This window comes from Roseococcus sp., assembly GCF_965227005.1.
Lineage (GTDB): Bacteria > Pseudomonadota > Alphaproteobacteria > Acetobacterales > Acetobacteraceae > Roseococcus.
The window spans coordinates 81,206-101,341 of the sequence record NZ_CBDDFJ010000008.1 but is presented as its reverse complement, the minus strand read 5'-3'; the positions used below and the strand labels follow the sequence as shown (position 1 = coordinate 101,341).

Sequence of the window (20,136 nt, the reverse complement as noted above, 5' to 3'; positions counted from 1 at the left end):
CTCAGCTGCCCGCCAGGAGCTGGTCGATGTCGAGGGTCGAGCGCTTGCCGAGATCGGCCCCCTTCTCCGCCAGGAACTCCTCCGCCGCGCGGCGGCCCTCGTCGCGCAGCATCGTCAGGAAATCCCACTCCGCATTGAGCTTGGAGGAGGCGCCGAGCTCGGTCAGGAGGTGGCTGCGCACGAGGTGGACGCGCATGTTCGCCCAATGCGCCGAGACGCTGTTGCCGGGGTCGGAGACCTTGCGCAGCAGCGCGATCATCCGCAGTTCCTTCAGCAGCACCGCGTTGAAGGACACCTCGTTCAGCCGGTTCAGGATGTCCCGCGCCGTCTTGGGCGTGCCCGCCCGCTCCACCGGGTTGATGCCGACGATGATGGTGTCGTCGGAGACGCATTCCTCCATGAGCGGCGTCATGGTCGGGTTGCCGGAATAGCCGCCGTCCCAATAGGCCTCGCCGTCGATCTCGACGGCCTGGAACATCGTGGGCAGGCAGGCCGAGGCCAGCAGCGCGTCCGGCGAGAGGTCCGCATTGCGGAAGACCCGGCCGCGCCCGGTGCGGACATTGGTCGCGGTGATGAAGAGCTTGATGGGCGCGGCCGCGATGCGCTCGAAATCGACGCATTGCGCCAGGATGTCGCGCAGCGGGTTGGAATCGCCGAAGGGCATGTCGTAGGGCGAGAAGAGCCGGCTCATCATGTCCATCGCCACGTAGCCGGGCGAGTGGTCGAGCGTCCAACGGTTGAGCAGCACGTCGATCGGGCCGCGGCGGAAGGGGCTCATGGCCGCGCCGTCCGAGACGACCTTCCAGAAGCGCTCCAGCGCGGCACGCGCGCCCTCGGCGCCGCCCTGCGCATGGCCGTCGACGAGCACGGCGGCGTTCATGGCGCCTGCCGAGGTGCCCGAGATGGCCTCGATGTCGAGCCAGTCCTCCTGGAGCAGCCGATCGAGTACGCCCCAGGTGAAGGCGCCATGCGAGCCGCCGCCCTGCAGCGCAAGGTCGACGAGCAACCGCTCGCGGCCCTCGGGCATGGGAGTATCGGATTTGGGGGTGATGCTACGTTTCGCCACTGTGCCGTCACTCCTTGCGGCAACGGCCGGGCCTGGATCGAAGGCGAGCTCCGGCCCCGGAGCCCGAAGGATTCCGGTGACCTGGCCTCTGATCCTTAGACCCGCCCATCCCCGAGCTTCTGTCGCCGATCCTAGCGCGCCGCCGGGATCGAGGTGATGGGCATCACATCCCAAATTCGCGCGTCACGTCCCAAAATCCCAGGATGGCAGACCGTGCGCCGCCTCGCCCGTTGCCGGGCGGGGAAGCGGCGTGCGAGCGTCCGGCCGCGCGAATATCTAGGACAGCTTTCGTATGATGATCGGTCTCTGTGCGGCCATCCTGGTGGCGGCCGCGCTGCATCTGGCGCAATCCATCTTCGCTCCCGTCGCCTTCGCTGTCTTCCTGATGGCGCTCGTCTGGCCGGTCCAGCGGCGGCTGGCCCGCGTGGTGCCTTCGGGCCTGGCCATGCTGGCGGCGATGCTCGCCGCGCTCGTGACCGTGGTGACGCTGGCGCTGCTCATCGCCTGGGCCTTCGGTGGCGTGGGAAGCTGGGTGCTGAACAATTCCGGCCAGATCCAGCTCCTCTATGCCCGCAAGATCCTCTGGTTCGAGGAACGGGGAATCGCCGTGGCGAGCCTGCTGTCGGACGGGTTCAGCTCGCGCTGGCTGGTGGTGATCGCGCAGGAGGTCTCGGGGCGGCTGCACAGCGTCCTCGCCTTCTCGATCGTGACCATCGTCTTCCTGGTGCTGGGGCTGCTGGAGGTGCAGGCGGTGGACCGCCAGCTTGCGCGCATGCCGGGCGAGATCGCGCCGCGGCTGCGCCAGGCCGCGATCGAGACCGCCGGCAAGTTCCGCAGCTACATGGCCGTGCGCACGCTGATGAGCGTGGTGACGGGCCTGGCAGTCTGGGGATTCGCACGGCTGATGGGGCTCGACCTCGCGGCGGAATGGGGCGTCATCGCCTTCGTGCTGAACTACATCCCCTTCATCGGGCCGCTGGTGGCGACGCTCTTCCCGACGATCTTCGCGATCCTGCAGTTTGAATCCTGGCAGACGGCGGTGGTGGTCTTCGCCAGCTTGAACGTCATCCAGTCGGTCTCGGGGAGCTATATCGAGCCGCTTCTGGCGGGCAAGCGGCTGGCGGTGTCGCCCTTCATGGTGCTGCTCGCGGTGTTCTTCGGGGCTTTCCTGTGGGGCGTGCCGGGCGCCTTCATCGGGGTGCCCGTGCTGATCGCGGCCGTGACGATCTGCCGCCAGTTCGAGGGGAGTCGCTGGGTGGCGGCGTTGCTCTCGGGCCAGGAGGGCGAACTGGCCGATAATCCCATGAACTGAGGTTCTTGCCGGGAAAAAGCGGAATTCGGCGCCCCCGCGGGGATGTTGTGGAAACTTCCTCCGGGGGGCGTGTTGCGCATCCCGCAAACGGCTGCTAGAGGGCTCCGCAGCAAGGTGATCCGGCGTGGCGCAGCGGTAGCGCAGCGGACTGTTAATCCGTTGGTCGTAGGTTCGAATCCTACCGCCGGAGCCATTGCCTCAAAAATTCTCCCGTTATTTTAAATCGATGTGCCGATTAGCGCGCGTTGTCCCCCCTACCGTCCCTCCCATTATCGGAATGCTACGACCTGCCCGTCGGCAGAGTTCGCCTTGACATGGCTCCCGCTTCGGGCCGCCCTTTGGCGTGGCGAAGTTTTCGAGCGGCGCTGCGTGCTGATGCCGGATTGGCCGCCTTCTGCTGGCGGCAGCCGGCCGTCATCCACCGCACGCCCCGCCCAGGTTCACACCCTGCGAATGCGCGAATTGCTTCACCGCCGCAGGGTATGAACCAGATTGATCGGATTCTACTCTAGGCGGCTGTAGTGTGGGTGGGCGCAATCGATGGACTGATCGCGACCGCTGATTGACACACCGACGGGGGATTTGCAGGCTCGCTCCTTCGCGGAGAGCAAAAAAGAATGTCGAAGACCGACGACCGGCTGGACGAATGCTACGATGCGATAAGGGCCGCCCTGCCCAACAGCCAGACAGATGCAAACAACGCTGTCACTCTGCTGCAACGCCAAGTGGCGGCTTGGCCGCAACGAGCGAACTTGGCGAAATACCTCTCGCTCGGTTCACGCCAGGACAAGTCGACGACGGAAACGCAGCGCAGGCAGGCGGTGCGTTGTATGGTGCTCCTTGAACTGGTGGTGGTCGGCCAGCCCGCGAGCATGGCGGCATCGTTGATCGCGCGCCACGACAACAGCCCGCTGGCGCTGCTGCAAACCAAGATCAAAGCCAGCCTCCCGCTGTTCGACAAAAGCCCCTTCCGCAACGATTGGGATCCCGCAAACTTCAGCGACCCGACCACGGGTGTCGGCGACTATGACGCGCGTGTGCCGAACCGGCAGATTGCCCCTTTCCAGTATCTCTGCTTCGGCATGATGAACGTGCCGCCGGTTGCAGGCACGGCGTATACGGACATCCTCGCCGATCCAACGATCATGCGCGAATATCTAATTTCCACCGCCCTTATCAGTAATGGTAAGGTTGCGACCTACTACCCCTACGGGCTCATCCTGTCCGTTCCGTCGGACAACATTGTCTCGACCAACTACAAGGATCAGGCGGTCAGGAACTATAACGCCAAGGTGGCCATGATCGGCGAGACCGCACAGATGACCGACCTGCGGGTGAACGATCTCCGCGCCAATGTCCGCGCGGTGACGGCGCGCTTTCCGATCCTGTCGCCGGCGAACATCCTGGCCGGTACGACGGGCACCCAAGGCATGCGAGGCTACAACGAGGTCGTTGTCCTCGGCTCGTTTGGCTCGAAATTCGTCACCCCGGTGGCGTTTTTCAAAAAGGTCAACGCCGCCGGGATCAACTTCATCCGCGATGATTCGGGTGCGACCTATCTGACGCCCGCCATTGAACAGGCCATCGTTGCGACCGGCCTGCCGGTGATCCGGCTGCTCGACACCAGCGGCCTGGATCAACCTAAGCCCGGCAAGACCTGACGCGTAGCGCCTTCCCGCGCGGGTGAAGACTGGAGCGGCCGCTATTTCGACCGGACAGGCGGCGCAATCGTGAGGGCCGAGAGTGAAACCTGTTCGATATGAATCGTTTGGGTTTCCGCGGCGCGGGCGCGATGTGATTCACCCTGCGGGCTGGTCAGGAGGCCAGCCTGCATGGGCAAGCCGCTTTCCGTAGATCTTCGTTCCAGATTGGTGGCTGCCGTTGCCAATGGCCTCTCTCGCCGCGCTGCGGCTGGGCGATTTGGCGTCTCGGCCGCGAGCGCCATTCGCTGGGTCGCGGCCTCGACCTCCACGGGTACGATCGCTCCCAAACCGCAGGACGGCAATACCTGTTCGCATCACATCGAGGCCTTTGCCGACGTGATCCTGGCCGCGATCGAGGCGCAGAAGGACGTATCCCTGATCGAGCTGGCCGAGCTCCTGCGCACAGCTTACGGCGTATCCTTCGCGCCCAGCACGGTGTGGCGGTTTCTGGATCGGCACGCGATGACCTTCAAAAAAACAGCACACACCAGCGAGCAGACACGACCCGACGCCGCCGCGCGGCGGCAAGCCTGGTTCGGCGGCCAGCCTGATCTCGATCCCGAGTGCTTGGTCTTCCTCGACAAAACCGGAGCCTCCACCAAGATGGCCCGCCAGCGTAATCTTCGGCGCCGAGAATGGTGAGGGACCGGGCATGAGGTTAAGGAAGGACCATGGTTGACCGTCCGCCCCTGACGCCAGTCCAGCGGCCATGGAAAGTGATCCTTGGCATTCTGACCGTGGCTGCCTGGCTACCGATCGCGCTGGCCTTCGCCGCAGCCGGCATCGCTTCTTCATTGGGCTGCCGGCTCAACGAAGCCGATTCTCATCCTTGCATGCTGGCCGGCCATGACATCGGCAGCACGCTCTACGGCATGTTCATGATGCTGTGGCTCGCGATCCTGGCGGCGCCGCTGATGGCAGTCACGATGATCGGATGGCTCGTGGTGTGGGTTCGCCGGGCGAGATAACCAGCGGGTAGGCAAGGCCGGGTTAGGCGCGGGAACACATGCGGGGAATCATGTAGCCGGCGACTGCACCAGGACAACGAAAGACGCCCTCCCTCGCCGGATCGTTCCCTGAGTCAGAAGAGTCTCTGAATATCGATAAATGATTAATTCCACGGAATTATCTCGGCCGTGGAAAGGCGTGAATTGAACCACTTAGCTGGTTGCCACTGCGTCTCCCCTTTTGTACCAGGGGGGAATGAGAGCAGTGATCATGATCCCGGCCCTCGCGGCCCTTTTCATCGCGCCAGCACTTGCGCAGGACGGTCCACGCCTTCTCCGCGTCATTGGACAATGGTCGGTCGCCGTGGACGTGCAGGACGGCCAGAAGCTCTGCTATGCCTATACCTCACCGACGCGCATGAGCCACAGGCGTGGCGACGTCTACCTTAGCGTCTCGCACGGCGCCCAGGGGCGAAACCAAGTTGTTCTCAACGCGGGCTATCGTTACCCCCGCGGCGCCTCCGTCACTGCAACGGTGGGACAGACGCGGCTGCCTTTCTACACCGATGGTGATGGAGCTTTCGCAAGGAACGGCCTCGCAACTGTGGCCGCCTTCCGCGCTGGCTCGGAGGCCGTTGTGCAAGGTCCGCGCGCAGCCGGGCGACCTCGGGGCGTCGTCACCGACACCTTCAGTTTGCGAGGGTTTACCGCCGCCTACTCCGCCATCAGTCGAGAATGTCCGCAGCGCCGGCGGCGGTGATGTTGGGGCGGGCCGTCACTCTTCAAATCCGACGCAAAAGTCCGCACCGTGGTCTTTCGAAATTGACGCCATGCGCCGTAAAGCAGCGCGCGGAACCTCGCGGTCACCGTCGGGCGCCGTGAGATGTGATAGGGCAGCCATGACGGCGGCGCGGGTCGCCTTAGAAGCGGCTTCGCCCCAGTATCGACTGGCATGACCGACACCGCCGCCAAATTCGACGCTCGCGCACATGAATACCAATTGCAAAGCCGCATCGCCCTTGCGGGGTACGACGCCTGCCACGAGCTTACGGCCTGCATGCTCGCTGCCAAGCTCGGCAGCGGCAGTTCGGCCCATGTGCTCGTCGCCGGTGCCGGCGGGGGTGCACGAGAGGTGCTAACGGCCGGCGCGCTCGAGCCCGGCTGGCGCTTCACGGCCGTCGATCCCTCACAGGCAATGATGGACATTGCCGTCACCGCCATCGACGCGGCGGGCCTGCTAGGCCGCACCAGCACTAAGCTCGGCACCGTGGATGACCTTCCCTCGGAAGCCGTTTTTGACGCGGCGACCCTCATCGGCGTGCTGCACCATGTCCCCGGAGACGCTGGAAAGCTTGCGTTGCTGCGCTCGATAAGCTCGCGCATGAAGCCCGGCGCGCCGCTTGTTCTCGCGGGCAATCGCTTGGCTTACGAGGATCACCAGCTGCTGCTGACCGCCTGGGGGGAGCGCTGGCGCATGATGGGTGCATCGCCTTCGGAGGTAGAGGCAAAGCTCGGCAAGATCCTGCAGGGCGCCGATCCGCCTGCCTCCGAGGCGGAAGTGGAGCGCCTACTGACGGCGGGAGGGTTCGGCAATCCGACCTGGTTCTTCTCCAGCCTCTTCTGGGGAGCCTGCCTGGCATCGCGCCGGTAAGCTAGAGTTATAGCCCCGAGCCAGTGCCAGCCCCGCCGATGGCTCTGCCGCCGCGTCCAGCCAGGCGCTGGTCGCGTCGATCTGTTGCCCTCGCCCGCATCCTGATGCGCGTCGCCTGCATCGAGGGCGAGGCCGTCGAGAGAGCGGACCAGGGCCGCGTTCGATAGCGTCCGAGACCCCCGGCCGCCCCCCGCTCAGAACTCGTAGCGGATCCGCGCGGTCCCATTCACCGCATAGCTGTTGGCGGCGAGCTCCGCATCCATCCGCGTCGTCAGCGTCATGCCCGGCGCCAGCTGCCAGTCCAGGCCGCCCGAGACCAGCGCCGCATGCGCATCCGGCCGCGCCCCGCTCAGCGAGAAGCCGGAATTCGCCAGCCCGATGAAGCGCGCGCTCATCCCCGCGTCGCGCTGCAGATAGGCCGCCCAGCCCAGGCGTCCGAAGCCGGACAGCTGCGGCGTCAGCGCCATCTCGGCCCGCAGCGAGAGCTCCATGCGCGACTGCCCCTGGTTCTGCCCCGCCACGGCCAGCGCCGCCGCGGATTGCCCACCTACGCCGGTCTCGCTGAAGGCCGGCGTGTCGTACCAGCTGCCCTGGAAGGCGATCGAGGGCGTCAGCGCCACGCGCGGCACGATCCCCTCCATCCGCCACCCGGCCTCCAGACGCGTCGAGACGCCCGAGCTCGTGTAGCGGCCGCGGAGATCGCCCAGGCCGAGGAAGGGCACGGCGCGGCGCGTCGTCACGTCCAGCCCTCCATAGGCGACCGCCGCCGCGAGCCGCAGCGCGCCGAAGGTGCCGGTGCCGTAGATCGCGCCCTGGATCTGGCTGGTCTCGGCGCGGCCCATGCCGTCGGCCAGCCGCGTCATCGCGCCCGAGCCGGCCAGCGCCATGCCGGCCACGACCTGCGCGTTGAGCCGCACATCCGCGCCCACGGCCACGCCGCCGCCGCTGGAGGTCGCCGCATAGGTGCCGGCCGTTCCGGAGGAGCCAATGCGCCCGCCGCCACCGAAGCCGCTGGCCCACACCGCATAGCGCGGCGCCGCGCCATCGGCCCCGTCGCCCAGCGCCTGGCCACGGCCGGGCTCCAGGATGGCGCCCAGGAACTGATAGGCCGAGCGCGCATGCATGCCTGGCGCGACCGCGTGGATCTGGCCCGAGACCTGGTCCAGCCCGCGCGGCAGCGCCGAGGCCGACAGGTTGTACAATGCGAAGAGCGGCGAGACGTCCGCGCCCCCCGCCACCGCGCGGTCGAGACCCGCGGCGAGGGAGATCTGGTTCGCCGTGCCACGCGGCCCGATCACGGGCGCGCTTTTGGCCACGGGCGGCGGCGCGACCGGCTCCGGGACGACGGGAGGCGTCACGGGAGGTGTCACGATCGGCACCAGCGGCGCGGGCGTCAGGATGAGCTGCGCCTGGGTGGCGGTGGTGCTCACCTCGCTGGTCACGCCCGCGCCGAAGCTGCCGGTGGCGTTCACGGCGGCGAAGTTGCCGGTGACGGCGCCGGCCTGGACGATCGTATAGGGCGCGTTGAAGGTGTAGCTCCCGCCCTGGGCCAGCAGCCGCAGCGTGCCGCCCAGTGTCGCCGTCCCGGTGACGTTGATGCGGTCGATCAGCGGCCCCTCGACCTCGATCTGCGTGGTCGAGCCGGCCGCCAGCGTCAGGTTGCCCGCGACGTTCAGCGTGCCGATGGAATTGCCCGGCGCGAGCGTGCCGCCCGAAAGGACGGAGACGCCCGGCAGGCTGCCCGTGCCGCCCAGTGTTCCGCCAGAGGCGACGGTCACGCCCGACGAACTCGCGATCGAGCCGTTCACCGAGAGGCGGCCGGCATTGACGAAGGTGGCGCCGGTATAGGTGTTCGCGCCGGTCACGATCAGGTTGCCCGTGCCGGCCTGGGTCAGCGTGCCGGTGCCGCTGATCACTTGGGCCATCGTGACGGCATCCGAGCGTCTGTAGGCCAGTGCCGCGTTGTTCACGACGTTGCCGCTGCCCAGCGCGCCCGTCATACCGCCATTGCCGACCTGAAGCGTGCCGGCGGAGATGGTGGTAAGGCCGGTATAGGTGTTGGCGCCGGTCAGCGTCAGCGTGCCGCCGCCCGCCTTGGTCAGCCCCGCGCCGGTGCCGCCCAGGATGCCGCCATCGGCGATCACGCCGGCGAAGGTGGTCGAGGTGCCGTTGCCGCCCACCGCCAGGGTGATGCTGCCGAGATCCACCGCCCCCCTCCCGGCGAGCGAGCCCAGCGTCGCGCTCGGCGCGGTCATGAAGGAGAAGTCCACCGTGCTGCCGGCCTGGCCGGTATAGGCGGCCGTGCCGCCCGTGGCATTGGCCAGGAAGCGCACGAAACCTGAATTGGCGATGCTGGCATTGCCCGCGGTGGAGGTTCCGTCGAAGTCGATATTGCCCGTGGCGGTGTTGGTGATGGTGGCCGTGCCAGCCGTCGCCGAGCCGCTGAAGCGCAGGCAGCAGCTGCTGGTGATGATCGCGCTGCCCGCGGTCGACGTCCCCTCCAGGCCGAGATTGCCGCCATTCGTGATCGTGCCGCTGCCCAGCGAGCCGTTCGCCAGCGTCAGCGTCGTCGTGGTGCCCGTGATCGTCGCGTCGCCCGGCAGGGTGACGGCGTTCAGCGCGTCGCCGAGGATCAGCGTGCCCGCTTCCACGGAGGTGCGGCCGGTATAGGTCAGCGCCCCGGTCAGCGTGGTGGTGCCCGTGCCGACCTGGCGGATCCGCCCCGTGCCGGAAATGGCGTTGGCGACGACCAGCGCGTCGTCGCTCCGGTTGAAGGCCAGGACGTTGCCGACGACGACGGCGCCGCTGCCCAGCGTGCCGGTCGAGCCGCCGTCACCGATCTGCAGCGTGCCGTTGAGGACCCTCGTCGCGCCGGAATAGGTGTTCGTGCCGGTCAGCACGAGCGTGCCGCCCGAGGTCTTCTGCAGGCCGGCGGCGCCGGTGATGGCGCCGGCGAAATTGCCGGCGAGAACGGTGATCTCCGCCGTGCTGGTCAGGGTCCCCGCGCCCTGGAGGCTGGCGATCGTGCCGGAAGCGCCGGTCCGGCCGTTGACGTCCAGCGTCGCGCCGGAATCGATCGTCGTGTCGGAGAAGGTGCTCAACAGGGCGCCGAAGGCGTTGCTGTCCACCCGCAGCGTGCCGCCCGCGACACGCAGGCCCCCTTCGGGGGAAGCCTGCGTCGCGCTGCTGAAGCCAGCCGCGACCAGCCCGCTATCCGTCGCAGAGCCGAAGACGAGCACGCCGCTGCCGCCGACCGAGAGAGCGCCCGTGAGCGTCAGGGTCTGGCCGGCGGCCGCGCCGATCGTCCCGGTCGCGGCCGCGGCGACCGCCACGTCGTTCAAGAGGCTTCCGGTGACGTTGGAACGCAGCGCGCCTCCCCCGAGCGTCACGGTGCCGGTGCCGAGCGCGGCCATATCGCCGATCGCCAGGATGCCCGCATCGACGGCCGTCCCGCCGGAATAGGTGTTGGCGCTGTTGAGCGTCAGGACGCCGCCGCCCACCTGCCGCAGCCTGCCCGAGCCGGAAATGGTGTTGGCGACGGTGAGGGCGTCGGTCCGGTTGAAGGCCAGCGCGGCGTCGTTCACCACGGCGCCGGTCCCCAGCGTGCCCGTCGTGCCGCCGGCACCGATCTGCAGCGTGCCCGAGCTGACGGTGGTCGTGCCCGAATAGCCGTTGGCGCCGGTCAGGATGGTGGTGCCCGTCCCGGCCTGCTCCACGGTGCCGGTGCCCGAGATCGCATTCGCGACCGTCAGAATGCCTGAACGATTGAAGACCAGGGCCGCATTGTTCGTCACCGCGCCGGTGCCCAGCGTCCCGGTCGTGCCGCCATCGCCCACCTGCAGCGTGCCCGAACTGATGGTCGTGGCGCCATAGGTGTTGCTGCCGTTCAGCACCAGCGTACCGGCGCCCGACATGATCAGGCCCTGGCCGCTGACGACGCCCGAGAGCGTCAGCGTCGTGCCGGAATCCGGGGCGAAATTGCTGCCGCCCATGGTCTGCAGCTCGACGGCGCGGGTCATCGTGAGGTCGGCGGTCGTTTGCAGCGTTCCGCTGTTCATGAAGAGCCTGCCCCCGTTGCCGAGGGCAGCGTCGGCGGCGATCCGTGTGGTGCCCCCGTTGAGCACGGTGGCGCCCGAATAGGTGTTGGCGCCGGTCAGCACCAGCGTCCCGGGGCCGTTGCTGCCGAGGCCACCCGAGCCAGAGATGACACCGGTGAGCGTCAGGGTGGTTCCCGCCGAAGGCTCGAAGGTGCCGCCGACCCCGTTCATCGTGATCGCGCGGCTGGAGGTGAATGTGGTGGTGGTGTCGAGGAAGCCGTTGTCGAAGGTCAGGCCGCCCGCGGCGTTGCCCAAGGCGGAATCGGTGGCGACGAAGACGAAACCGTTGATGAAGGTGCCGCCGGAATAAGAATTGACCGCGTTGAGGCTCGCGCTTCCATTGATCGTGACCGAACCGGTCCCCGAGATGACGTTCAGGACGCCGATGGAATCATGATTGAAGACCAGGGATCCGTTATTCACCACATTGCCGGTGCCCAGCGAGCCGGTCGTGCCACCATTTCCGATCTGCAGCGTGCCCGCGCTGATGGTCGTGGGACCGGAGTAGCTGTTGTTGCCCGTCAGGATCGTGGTGCCCGTGCCGGCCTGCTCCACGGTGCCGTTGCCCGAGATCTCATTCGCGACCGTCACCGGATCGGATCGATTGAAGATCAAGGCCGCGTTGTTCGTCACCGCGCCGCTGCCCAGGGTCCCGGACGTGCCGCCTGCCCCCACCTGCAGCGTGCCTGCGGTGATGATCGTGGCGCCATGGCTGTTGGCGCCCGACAGCGTCAGCGTGCCGGCGCCGACCTTGTCGAGCGTGACCTGATTGCCGCCAGGGCTGGAGAGGCTGCCGCCGAAGTTCGTGCTGGTGCCGAGGCTGCCAACCTGGAGCGTGACGTCGCCGGCCGCGTAGCTCCGGATCAGCGTGCCGCCGCCGCCGCTGAGCGCCCCCATCGTGATGGTGCGCGCCGTGCCGAAGACGGCGACCTGGGAATTGACGACGAAGCTGGAATTGCCGCCGGACGAATTGTCGTCGAGCCGCATGGCGCCGTTGACGATGTACTCGACGCCCTGACCCGAAGCAGCCGCCCCCGAGAAGAACAGGGTCGTCGAATTGCTCACGGTGATCGTCTGGCCCGTGCCGGAATTGTTCACGACGTCGCCGAAGATCGTCATGTCCTGGCCGAGGGTGACGTTGTAGCTCGACGCCCCCGCATCGAAGCGGATACCGCCAAGCGACGTATTGGCGCTTGTGGACAGGGCGGTGGGGCCGGCAGCCTGGAAGACCGCCGTGTTCCCGCTGCCGGGAGTGACCCCGGTGCTCCAATTCGCGTCCGCGTTGAAATTCGTGCCGGGACCCTGCCAGACCATCTGGCCCAGGGCCGGCGAGGCCGCCACGCTCAGGGTCAGCAGCGCGGCCGATAGCAGAAAGGGAGGCGATCGCGGGAGGAGGTGCGCGCCGACGAGCGCGGTCGAGGCCCGAAGGGCGGCGCCAAATCCAGACTCCGCGTCCAGTCCCATCCTCGGGGCCGCCTCGCCGGTGGAGCGCGGCAGCGAGCGACGATGGGAAGCGGCAGTCTGACAATCCGGACGCACATTAACCTCGGAAAACGTGAACTATTTTATAAGGGCGTATAATGAGATGCAAAGAAAGCATGCGAGAGATAGATTTCCGGAATTATACTGAATTTCAATGAAAAGCCCCGCAGGTGTGGCAGGCTGACAACAGCCCAGGAAACGCCGGAAGCTCGGGAATTGTGTATAAATTAGGCAATATCACTTGAGTTCGGACCGCTCACTCCGCGCGAGGGCGCCCCGGTCTGCCCAGCCGCATTCCTATTCCCATTGCCTCTGCTTGCGCGGGGCCGGGATCGGCTCAATGGCGGCCGGCTCCCGCGACCAGGAGCTCCACTCCCCGCGCACGGCGGCGAACTTCGCCTCGATCGTCTCCATCAACCGCGGATAGCCCGCGAATTTAAGGCCGAACACGGCGCCGGCGATGGCGAGGACGAGCGCCACGGCGAGCCAGCGGCGGCGGCGCGGCGGGGCGTCCATCACCGGCCCCGCCACCGGCCGCGCCGACCGCACCATCGACCGCGCCTGCTCGAGCAGGCGCATCCTTTCCGGAGCGTCGAGCCTGGCCCAGAGGCCCAGCAGCTCCGCCTGGCCGCCCGAAGCGGGCGCGTCGCGGGACGGGGACATGAACCCTAACCCCGGAACCGGACGTCCGAAGCCCGCGCGCATCCAACCAGGATCGAGCCAGCCAGGATCGTGAAAGAAGACATGTCGCTGCACCTCTGAATGGCGGGCATCACGGGGCTGCGCATTCGCATTCCCCGGTCCGCTTGTCCCCGCCATCAAAAGAAGCTTCACCGGTGAAGTCAACGGAATGCGCTTGCGATCACATCACCTCAAAAACGCCCGCTTTGGCGTGTCGATGAGGGTCGCGACACGCCGGGCCTTTGTGAATTCCATCGCCGACATCGCGCGATGCCTTGGAGGAAGCCATCCTGAAGCCGTCCACCCTCTGGACGATCGGCGTCTGCCTGGTCGTGATCGGCGTCGCCGCGCATTGGTTCGGCTGGCCGGCCCTGCTGTGGTTCCCGCGCAGCGTTCTGGAAGGCCTGGAATGGGCCCCGGCGGCCCTATTGGAGGCCATCGCCGCCTCGCCCACTACGGTTGGGCTGATCGCCCTCGGCATCGTGCTGATGGTGGCGGCGCGGATCTGGACGGGCCGCAAGGGCTAGCCGCCACGCCGATCCCCTGGCATCGATCGATCCCAGGCGGGAGAGTGGCATATGGCGGATTCCAAGGCTGATCCGCCGCGACGGCGCCGCTGGCGCTGGCCCGCCCATCTACTGAGTCTGCTTCTGCTGGGTCTGCTTCTGCTGAGCGCCGCGGCGCTGCTCGTCCTGGATGCCGCCGGCCGGCTGCCGCCGCAGCTCCAGCGCGCCTGCGAGAGGGCCGGGTTGTGCGGCCATGATCTGCTCCCTGGCGCCCATCGGACGACGCGCCTCGAATTCACCGTCACCGCCCCGCCGCAGGCCCCGCAACCGACGCGCGCGGCCGTGCTCGCCCAGCGGCAGGGCGAGGAGTGGCTGCTGCGCCTGCGCATCGACGCCCTGCCCGGCGCCCAACGCTATTCGCTGATCCAGGTGTTCGCGACGCGCGAGACCGCGCCGCCGGGCCAGCCGGCCCTCCTCACTTTGCACGACGAGAATCGCGACCCGTTGCTGAACGGCCAATGGGAGGTGACGGTGGCGGTTCCCAACACGGTCTTCCGCGAGCGCGAATGGGTCCTGCGCTACCGGGCCGATACGATCGACGCCCTGGCCGTCAGCGAGGACATCGCGCCCTTCATCCGCCAGTCAGGCGCCATTCGCTGAGCGGCCCTGCCCCGATTTCGCCCGACCCTGAACACCACCGCGTCGCAGAGCGAGCGTTATGGTCACTGCAACGACAACGGGTCATGTCATGGAACGCCATTCGAATCGCCGCGCCTTGCTGCTCGCTTTGATCGGCGTTGCGGCCGCGCCGGCAGCCTTCGCCCAGGATCGCCACTGGGAGGAGGATCGCCGCCGCCAGGAGGAAGAGCGCCGTCGTCACGAGGACGAGGACCGCCGCCGCCGTGAGGACGAAGAACGGCGCCGCCATCAGGAGGCGCGTCGCCGCGAGGAGGAGATGCGCGGCCGCCGTGGTGAGCAGGAGCGCAACCGCCAGATGGCCGAGCGGCAGCGCTGGGAGGCGGAGCAGCAGCGACGCCGCGTCGAGGCCGATCGCCATCGCATCGAGGAAGACCGGCGCCGATAGGCCGCCGCCAAAGGCGTGGCGGCGCGGCCCTCAGGGTCTAGCCGCCTTCCCCGCCCTGCCGCATTCTGCGCCGCGACAGAGGAGGACTTGTCCATGGTCAAATACGGTTTCGATCACATCCACCTGCGCACGCCCGACGTGGAGGCGACCGCCGCCTGGTACGAGCGCGTCTTCGACGCGCAGATCATCCGCTCGATGCAGAACGGCAAGCCGCGCGTCGACATGAAGGTGGGCGGCACGGACATCTTCCTGATCGCCACGGACGCGAAGTCCGCGCCCGCCCCGGTCGCGCCCTATGCCGGCATCGATCACTTCGGCTTCATCGTCGAGGACCTCGACGCGGCCTATGCCGACCTGAAGGCCAAGGGCGTGGTCTTCACCATGGAGCCGACGCAGCTTCGCCCCGAGATCCGCATCAGCTTCATCCGCGGGCCCGAGGACGTGTCGATCGAAATCCTGGAGCGCAAGAACGCGGCCTGAACGGCCCGCCTCCCATGAAGGCTTCCCGCATCTCGCGGGAAGCCGCCTTCAGCCGAACTTCTGCTCGCGCTCCCAAAAGCGCATCGCGCGGCATGCCGCCACGAAGCCCTGGGCATCGCCCGGCGCCTTGAGCGTGACGAATCCCTTATCGGGCTTCGCCACACCGGCGCCCCGCAGAAGCGGCGCCGCCTCCGCCACATGCGCGATGAATTTCGCGTGGGCATAGGCGTCGCTCACGAAGCCCTTGGCCGCGGGGTGATCCGCAAGCAGGGCCGCGCCCGCTTCCGACGGCAGCAGCGCCACCGCATCGAAGAGGACCGAAGGTCCGCCATCGACGGCGTGGTGCGCGGGAATCTTCTTGCCGTCGCTCGCGACGATGCCGCCGATCTTCGGCGCGATCAGCTCCAACAGCGCGCCCTCCGCCTCCAGTGCCTTGCGAAGTGCCGCGAGGAGTCCTGCATCCGTCCCATCCGTGACCAGCGCGCCCACCTTGCGTCCCTCGAAGCTCGGCGGCGGATTTTTCAGGATGCTGAGCGGTGCCGAGGGCGGCAGGTCCAGGCGCGCGCGCGCGGGCTCCGACGCATGGGGCAGATCCATCCCGAGACCGTCCGCGACCTTGGCCGCCAGAGCCTCGTCCACATTGCGGAGATTCGACAGGAGGCGGATGCGGATGGCCGGCGTCTCGACCTTGCTCAGCTCGAAGATGAAGGCCTTGGCGATATGCGTCTGCTCCACGGCCGCCTGGCTCACATAGAACTGGCGGGCCTGACTGTAATGGTCGGCGAAGAGCGCGCCGCGCTCGCGAACCTTCGGGCCGTCATCCACGGCGGGAAAGCTGCGGAAGCCCGTCTCGGGCGCCTCGCGCGGCCCGCCCACGTCAGGCCCCCAGGAATTGGGCTCGTAATTCGCCCGCCCCTTGGGATTGCGGAAGGCCATGTGGCCGTCCTGCTGGAAATGCGCGAAGGGGCATTTGGGGGCGTTGATCGGCAGATGTGTGAAATTCGGCCCGCCCAGGCGCTTCAACTGGGTGTCGAGATAGGAAAAGTTGCGCCCCTGGAGCAGCGGATCGTTGGTGAAGTCGATGCCGGGCACGATGTTGTGCGTCATGAAGGCGACCTGCTCGGTCTCGGCGAAGAAATTGTCCACGACGCGGTCGAGCACCATCCGACCGACACGGCGGACCGGCACCAGTTCCTCGGGAATGAGCTTGGTCGCGTCGAGAATGTCGAAATCGAAGCTGTCAGCGAAATCCTGATCGAAGAGCTGCAGGCCGAGTTCCCATTCGGGGAAGGCGCCCGTCTGGATCGAATTCCATAGATCGCGGCGATGAAAGTCGGGATCGGCGCCGTTGAGCTTTACCGCCTCGTTCCACACCACCGACTGCACGCCGAGCTTGGGCTTCCAGTGGAACTTCACGAAGGTCGATTTCCCCTCGGCATTCACGAGCCGGAAGGTATGGACGCCGAAGCCTTCCATGAAGCGCAGAGAGCGCGGGATGGTGCGGTCGGACATGATCCACATGAGCATATGCGTGGATTCAGGCATCAGGGACACGAAGTCCCAGAAGTTGTCATGCGCCGTTTGCGCCTGGGGAAAGCCGCGGTCCGGCTCCTGCTTCGCCGCATGGATGAGGTCGGGAAACTTCATCGCATCCTGGATGAAGAACACCGGGATGTTGTTGCCGACGATGTCCCAGTTGCCCTGCTGCGTGTAGAGCTTCACCGCGAAGCCGCGCACGTCGCGGGCGAGATCCGGCGAGCCCTTGTTGCCGGCCACCGTCGAGAAGCGCACGAAGACCGGCGTCTTCTCGCCGACGCGCTGGAAGACATCGGCCTTGGTGATGTCGGTGAGCGACTCATCCAGCTCGAAATAGCCATGCGCGCCGAAGCCGCGCGCATGCACGATGCGCTCGGGAATGCGCTCATGGTCGAAGTGGAAGATCTTCTCGCGGAAATGGAAGTCCTCGAGCAGCGCCGGGCCGCGCGCGCCCTGCCGCAGGGTGTTCTGATCGTCGGAGACCGGCGCGCCTTGCGTCGTCGTCAGCGCCGCGACGTCCCCGCCCGCGACCTGGTGCGTCTCTCCGCCGGCACCGCGCGTGGTGTTCCGGGCGGCGGACTTGGGCTTGGCTGGACGGCTCGCGGGCATGGGACGTTCCTTCCGGATGATTTTCAGAGGAGGATCAGGATGAGCCGCCGCGGCCGCGCATCACCGCCGGTGCAGGACGCCGAAGACGTAACCGGCGAAAGCGGCGATCGCGATGGAGGTCAGCGGCCGGTCGCGAATGGCGATGGAGAGCCGCTCCGTGCGGTTCGCGATGCTGTCGGTCACGCGGTGGGCCGCTTCCTCCGCGCATTGGGCGGCCGAAACCACGGCGGGCGTGACGCAGTCGTTCATCAGGGATTCCACCTTCTCGCGAAGCGCCGTGATTTCGGCGTGGATATCGGCCTGTTCCGACGAAATATTCGTCTCTTCGGTGTTATGGGACATTCATGGCTCCTTAAGGCCGAGTTCGTTGATGCCGGCGTCGGCGATTGCGGTCAGATCCCTGTCGGTCTGGGTCTCCTCCTGCAGCGTCTGATCGAGCAGCGAGGCCGCCTTCTTGTGGCCAAGGACCTCGGCCCAGCGCTTGAGCGTGCCGTAGCGCGCGATCTCGTAATGCTCGACGGCCTGAGCGGAGGAGATGAGGCCGGCATCCACGGCGGGCGTGCCGCCATATTCCTCGATGATCTCCTCGCCCTCGGCGACGATTCCTTCGATGGCCTCGCAGGTCTTTCCCTGGGGGCGCTTGTCGAGGATCTCGAAGATCTGCTTGAGCCGCTCGATCTGGCCTTCGGTCTGCGTCCGATGCTTCTCGAAGGCCGCCTTCAGATCCACCGATTGCGCGGCGCGCCGCATCTTCGGCAGCGTCTTCAGGATCTTCCGCTCTGCGTAATAAATGTCTTTGAGCGTGTCGTGGAACAGGTCCGCGATCGTCTTCACCTTAGCCATGCCGGGGTCTCCGCCGCGCGATGCCGTCGCCGCAGGACAACGCGAGGTCGGGCGGAAAGTTCCCGAGCGCGTCGCGTTTCTGGCGATGGCGCATCGGGGCGGGCGCTCTTCCCCAAGGGGTCTCCTTCAGAGACCCCAGAATTCGGCGATGCGCCGCGTTGCCGAAATTCCGGCCTCGCGCACCCAGGGGCCGGCCCTGCCACCGTCGGCCGTGGCGTCGATGGGATAGGCGTGGGCCAGCCCCGCCATCGTCCAGAGCTCAGCCCGGACGCGCGCGCGCGAGCCCCAGCGGCGGCATCGAATGCCGGGGAGAATTTCCTCGTCGGTCATCGCCGCGGCAGCCTGGCCATGCACCCCGGCCCATTGCGCCGCCAGAAGCTCCGCATTGCCGGGATCCACCGTCCGGTCCGCGAGCCCCTGCCAGATCGTCAGACGCGGCCAGATCCTGCGCGCGCTGCTCGACGTCACCGCATGCACCGCGGCCACCAAAGCGCGCTGATGGCCAAAGGGATCGGATCGGCGCATGCGATGCAGCGCCATCATCGAGCCCGAGGCCGCGCCCACGGGCATCCCCGCGACGATGGCGCCCCCCGCGAAGACGGCCGGATAGGCCGCCAGCATCGCCGCGGTCATCGCGCCACCCGCGGAGAGGCCCAGGATAAAGATCCGCCGCCGGTCGCTGTCGAAGTCCTTCGCCGCCCTGGCGATCATCTGGCGGATGGACATCGCCTCGCCCTTCCCCCGCCCGGTATCTCCCGGCCGGTACCAGTTGAAGCAGCCATTGGCGTGGTTCGCGGTGACCTGTTGGGGCAGGAGCAGCGGGAACCGCAACTCCCGCGCGAGGGCGATCCATCCGCTGTTCGTGGCAAAGGACGCGGCATCCTGGCCGCAGCCATGCAGCACGACGACGAGCGGCGCTCCGGCCGGCATTTGCGGTGGGGCGAAGACGAACATGCGCAGCGCGCCGGGATTGGAGCCGAAGCCCGTACGCTCCGTCACCCGGTCGGTGGGAACGGATCGCGCGGAAACGGGGCTGGCGGCCGGCTTCAAAGCCCGCGACGCCAGCTTGATCGTGGCCGATTGCAGCCGGCTCATCCGGCGCAGGAAGCCCAAAGTCTTCGAGATCCGCGCCATGACTTCACCCTCGCCCCGAGGCCTGAACACCTGGGGAGGACGAAAGGTCGGCCGGCCTACCGCAGCGGCGGGATCGCCAGATAGGCCAGACGCTTCAGCTCCTGCCGGCTGCGCGTCACCGCGTCGAGCATCAGGCCCACCGCGAAGGACATCAGCGCGGCGAGCATGATTGCCGCGGAGAGCAGCGCGGTGGGCAGGCGCGGCACCAGCCCGCTCTCCCAGAATTCAAAGACCACCGGCAGGCCGAGACCCAGCGAGGCCAGCATCATCGCCAGCGCCGCGACGCCGAAAAACTCCAGCGGCCGCTCGCGGCGGATGAGTTCGCCGATCATGCGCAGGATGCGGAAGCCGTCGCGCCAGGTCTGCAGCTTGCTCGCCGAATCCTCCGGCCGCTCGCCATAGGGTGCCGAGATTTCGCCGATGGGGATGCCCAGCTCGAGCGCGTGGATCATGATCTCGGTCTCGATCTCGAAACCGCCGCTCATGGCGGGGAAGCTCTTCACGAAGCGCCGGGTGAAGATCTTGTAGCCGGAGAGCATATCCGCCGTTTGCGTGCCGAAGACGCGGCCCACGAGGCCTGTCAGCAGCGCATTGCCGAAGCGATGGCCGGGCCGGTAGGCCTTCTGCGCCGTCTCGACGCGGGCGACATTGACCATGTCGTAGCCGCCCTCCAGCGCCGCGGCGATGAGGCGCGGGGCGGCCGAAGCGTCGTAGGTCGCATCGCCGTCCACCATGATGTAGAGGTCCGCCTCGACATCGGCGAACATCCGCCGCACGACATTGCCCTTGCCCTTGCGCCCCTCACGCCGGACAAGGGCGCCGGCGGCCTGGGCGATCTCGGCCGTTCCGTCAGTGGAGTTGTTGTCGAAGACGTAGATCTCCGAATCGGGCAGCGCCGCCCGAAAATCGCGCACCACCTGAGCGACAGCCGCCGCCTCGTTGTAGCAGGGCACCAGAACGGCGATGCGTACGGGCGGAACCAAATCCTGGGCGGTCATGTGGCCT

At 67.3% G+C, this 20,136-nt stretch carries 18 protein-coding genes and 1 tRNA gene; 11 read left to right on the top strand and 8 right to left on the bottom strand.

From position 1 onward, the window contains the following. Position 1: 1 nt before the first annotated feature. On the bottom strand, positions 2–1,066 hold the full coding sequence (locus ACO057_RS04035) for a patatin-like phospholipase family protein (RefSeq protein WP_421989065.1): 1,065 nt from the start codon (positions 1,064–1,066) through the stop codon (positions 2–4). Positions 1,067–1,361: 295 nt separating this feature from the next. Here ACO057_RS04035 and ACO057_RS04030 point away from each other — a divergent pair, with 295 nt between their 5' ends. From ACO057_RS04030 to ACO057_RS04000, 7 genes are all read left to right on the top strand, one after another. Next, complete coding sequence (locus tag ACO057_RS04030) at positions 1,362–2,378, top strand: AI-2E family transporter (RefSeq protein ID WP_421989064.1); 1,017 nt, start codon at positions 1,362–1,364, stop codon at positions 2,376–2,378. Positions 2,379–2,496: 118 nt separating this feature from the next. After that, positions 2,497–2,571, top strand: a tRNA-Asn gene (locus ACO057_RS04025). 424 nt (positions 2,572–2,995) lie between these two features. Further along, positions 2,996–4,039 carry a hypothetical protein gene (locus ACO057_RS04020; RefSeq protein WP_421989063.1) on the top strand — a complete coding sequence of 348 codons (1,044 nt, stop codon included), beginning with the start codon at positions 2,996–2,998 and terminating at the stop codon, positions 4,037–4,039. 171 nt (positions 4,040–4,210) lie between these two features. After that, positions 4,211–4,723 (top strand): winged helix-turn-helix domain-containing protein, encoded by a 513-nt coding sequence (locus tag ACO057_RS04015; protein WP_421989062.1) that lies wholly within the window; start codon positions 4,211–4,213, stop codon positions 4,721–4,723. Between the two features lie 29 nt (positions 4,724–4,752). Further along, complete coding sequence (locus tag ACO057_RS04010) at positions 4,753–5,049, top strand: hypothetical protein (protein ID WP_421989061.1); 297 nt, start codon at positions 4,753–4,755, stop codon at positions 5,047–5,049. A 235-nt stretch (positions 5,050–5,284) separates the two neighbouring features. After that, positions 5,285–5,788 carry an invasion associated locus B family protein gene (locus ACO057_RS04005; protein ID WP_421989060.1) on the top strand — a complete coding sequence of 168 codons (504 nt, stop codon included), beginning with the start codon at positions 5,285–5,287 and terminating at the stop codon, positions 5,786–5,788. Positions 5,789–5,980: 192 nt separating this feature from the next. After that, positions 5,981–6,679, top strand: a complete 699-nt coding sequence (locus tag ACO057_RS04000; RefSeq protein WP_421989059.1) for an SAM-dependent methyltransferase — start codon at positions 5,981–5,983, stop codon at positions 6,677–6,679. Positions 6,680–6,873: 194 nt separating this feature from the next. Here ACO057_RS04000 and ACO057_RS03995 read toward each other — a convergent pair whose 3' ends face one another. Both ACO057_RS03995 and ACO057_RS03990 read right to left on the bottom strand, forming a co-directional pair. Continuing rightward, positions 6,874–12,117, bottom strand: a complete 5,244-nt coding sequence (locus tag ACO057_RS03995; protein ID WP_421989058.1) for a beta strand repeat-containing protein — start codon at positions 12,115–12,117, stop codon at positions 6,874–6,876. 438 nt (positions 12,118–12,555) lie between these two features. Then, on the bottom strand, positions 12,556–12,921 hold the full coding sequence (locus ACO057_RS03990; RefSeq protein WP_421989057.1) for a hypothetical protein: 366 nt from the start codon (positions 12,919–12,921) through the stop codon (positions 12,556–12,558). A 293-nt stretch (positions 12,922–13,214) separates the two neighbouring features. On the opposite strand from ACO057_RS03990, the gene ACO057_RS03985 reads away from it, so the two are divergent. From ACO057_RS03985 to ACO057_RS03970, 4 genes are all read left to right on the top strand, one after another. Further along, on the top strand, positions 13,215–13,466 hold the full coding sequence (locus ACO057_RS03985; RefSeq protein WP_421989056.1) for a hypothetical protein: 252 nt from the start codon (positions 13,215–13,217) through the stop codon (positions 13,464–13,466). A gap of 51 nt (positions 13,467–13,517) precedes the next feature. Then, on the top strand, positions 13,518–14,105 hold the full coding sequence (locus ACO057_RS03980) for a hypothetical protein (RefSeq protein ID WP_421989055.1): 588 nt from the start codon (positions 13,518–13,520) through the stop codon (positions 14,103–14,105). A gap of 88 nt (positions 14,106–14,193) precedes the next feature. Further along, complete coding sequence (locus ACO057_RS03975; protein ID WP_421989054.1) at positions 14,194–14,529, top strand: hypothetical protein; 336 nt, start codon at positions 14,194–14,196, stop codon at positions 14,527–14,529. Positions 14,530–14,622: 93 nt separating this feature from the next. After that, a complete protein-coding gene (locus tag ACO057_RS03970; protein ID WP_421989053.1) occupies positions 14,623–15,009 on the top strand; it encodes a VOC family protein in 387 nt (128 codons plus the stop codon). Positions 15,010–15,057: 48 nt separating this feature from the next. Here ACO057_RS03970 and ACO057_RS03965 read toward each other — a convergent pair whose 3' ends face one another. The 5 genes from ACO057_RS03965 to ACO057_RS03945 form a co-directional block, all read right to left on the bottom strand. Further along, a complete protein-coding gene (locus tag ACO057_RS03965; protein WP_421989052.1) occupies positions 15,058–17,154 on the bottom strand; it encodes a catalase in 2,097 nt (698 codons plus the stop codon). A gap of 60 nt (positions 17,155–17,214) precedes the next feature. Next, positions 17,215–17,496, bottom strand: coding sequence for a hypothetical protein (locus ACO057_RS03960; RefSeq protein ID WP_421989051.1), 282 nt, complete (start codon positions 17,494–17,496; stop codon positions 17,215–17,217). Continuing rightward, positions 17,497–17,997 (bottom strand): ferritin-like domain-containing protein, encoded by a 501-nt coding sequence (locus ACO057_RS03955; protein ID WP_421989050.1) that lies wholly within the window; start codon positions 17,995–17,997, stop codon positions 17,497–17,499. It abuts the gene before it with no gap. A gap of 126 nt (positions 17,998–18,123) precedes the next feature. Next, positions 18,124–19,131, bottom strand: a complete 1,008-nt coding sequence (locus ACO057_RS03950) for an alpha/beta hydrolase family esterase (RefSeq protein WP_421989049.1) — start codon at positions 19,129–19,131, stop codon at positions 18,124–18,126. Between the two features lie 56 nt (positions 19,132–19,187). Then, a complete protein-coding gene (locus ACO057_RS03945) occupies positions 19,188–20,129 on the bottom strand; it encodes a glycosyltransferase family 2 protein (RefSeq protein ID WP_421989048.1) in 942 nt (313 codons plus the stop codon). Positions 20,130–20,136: the final 7 nt, after the last annotated feature.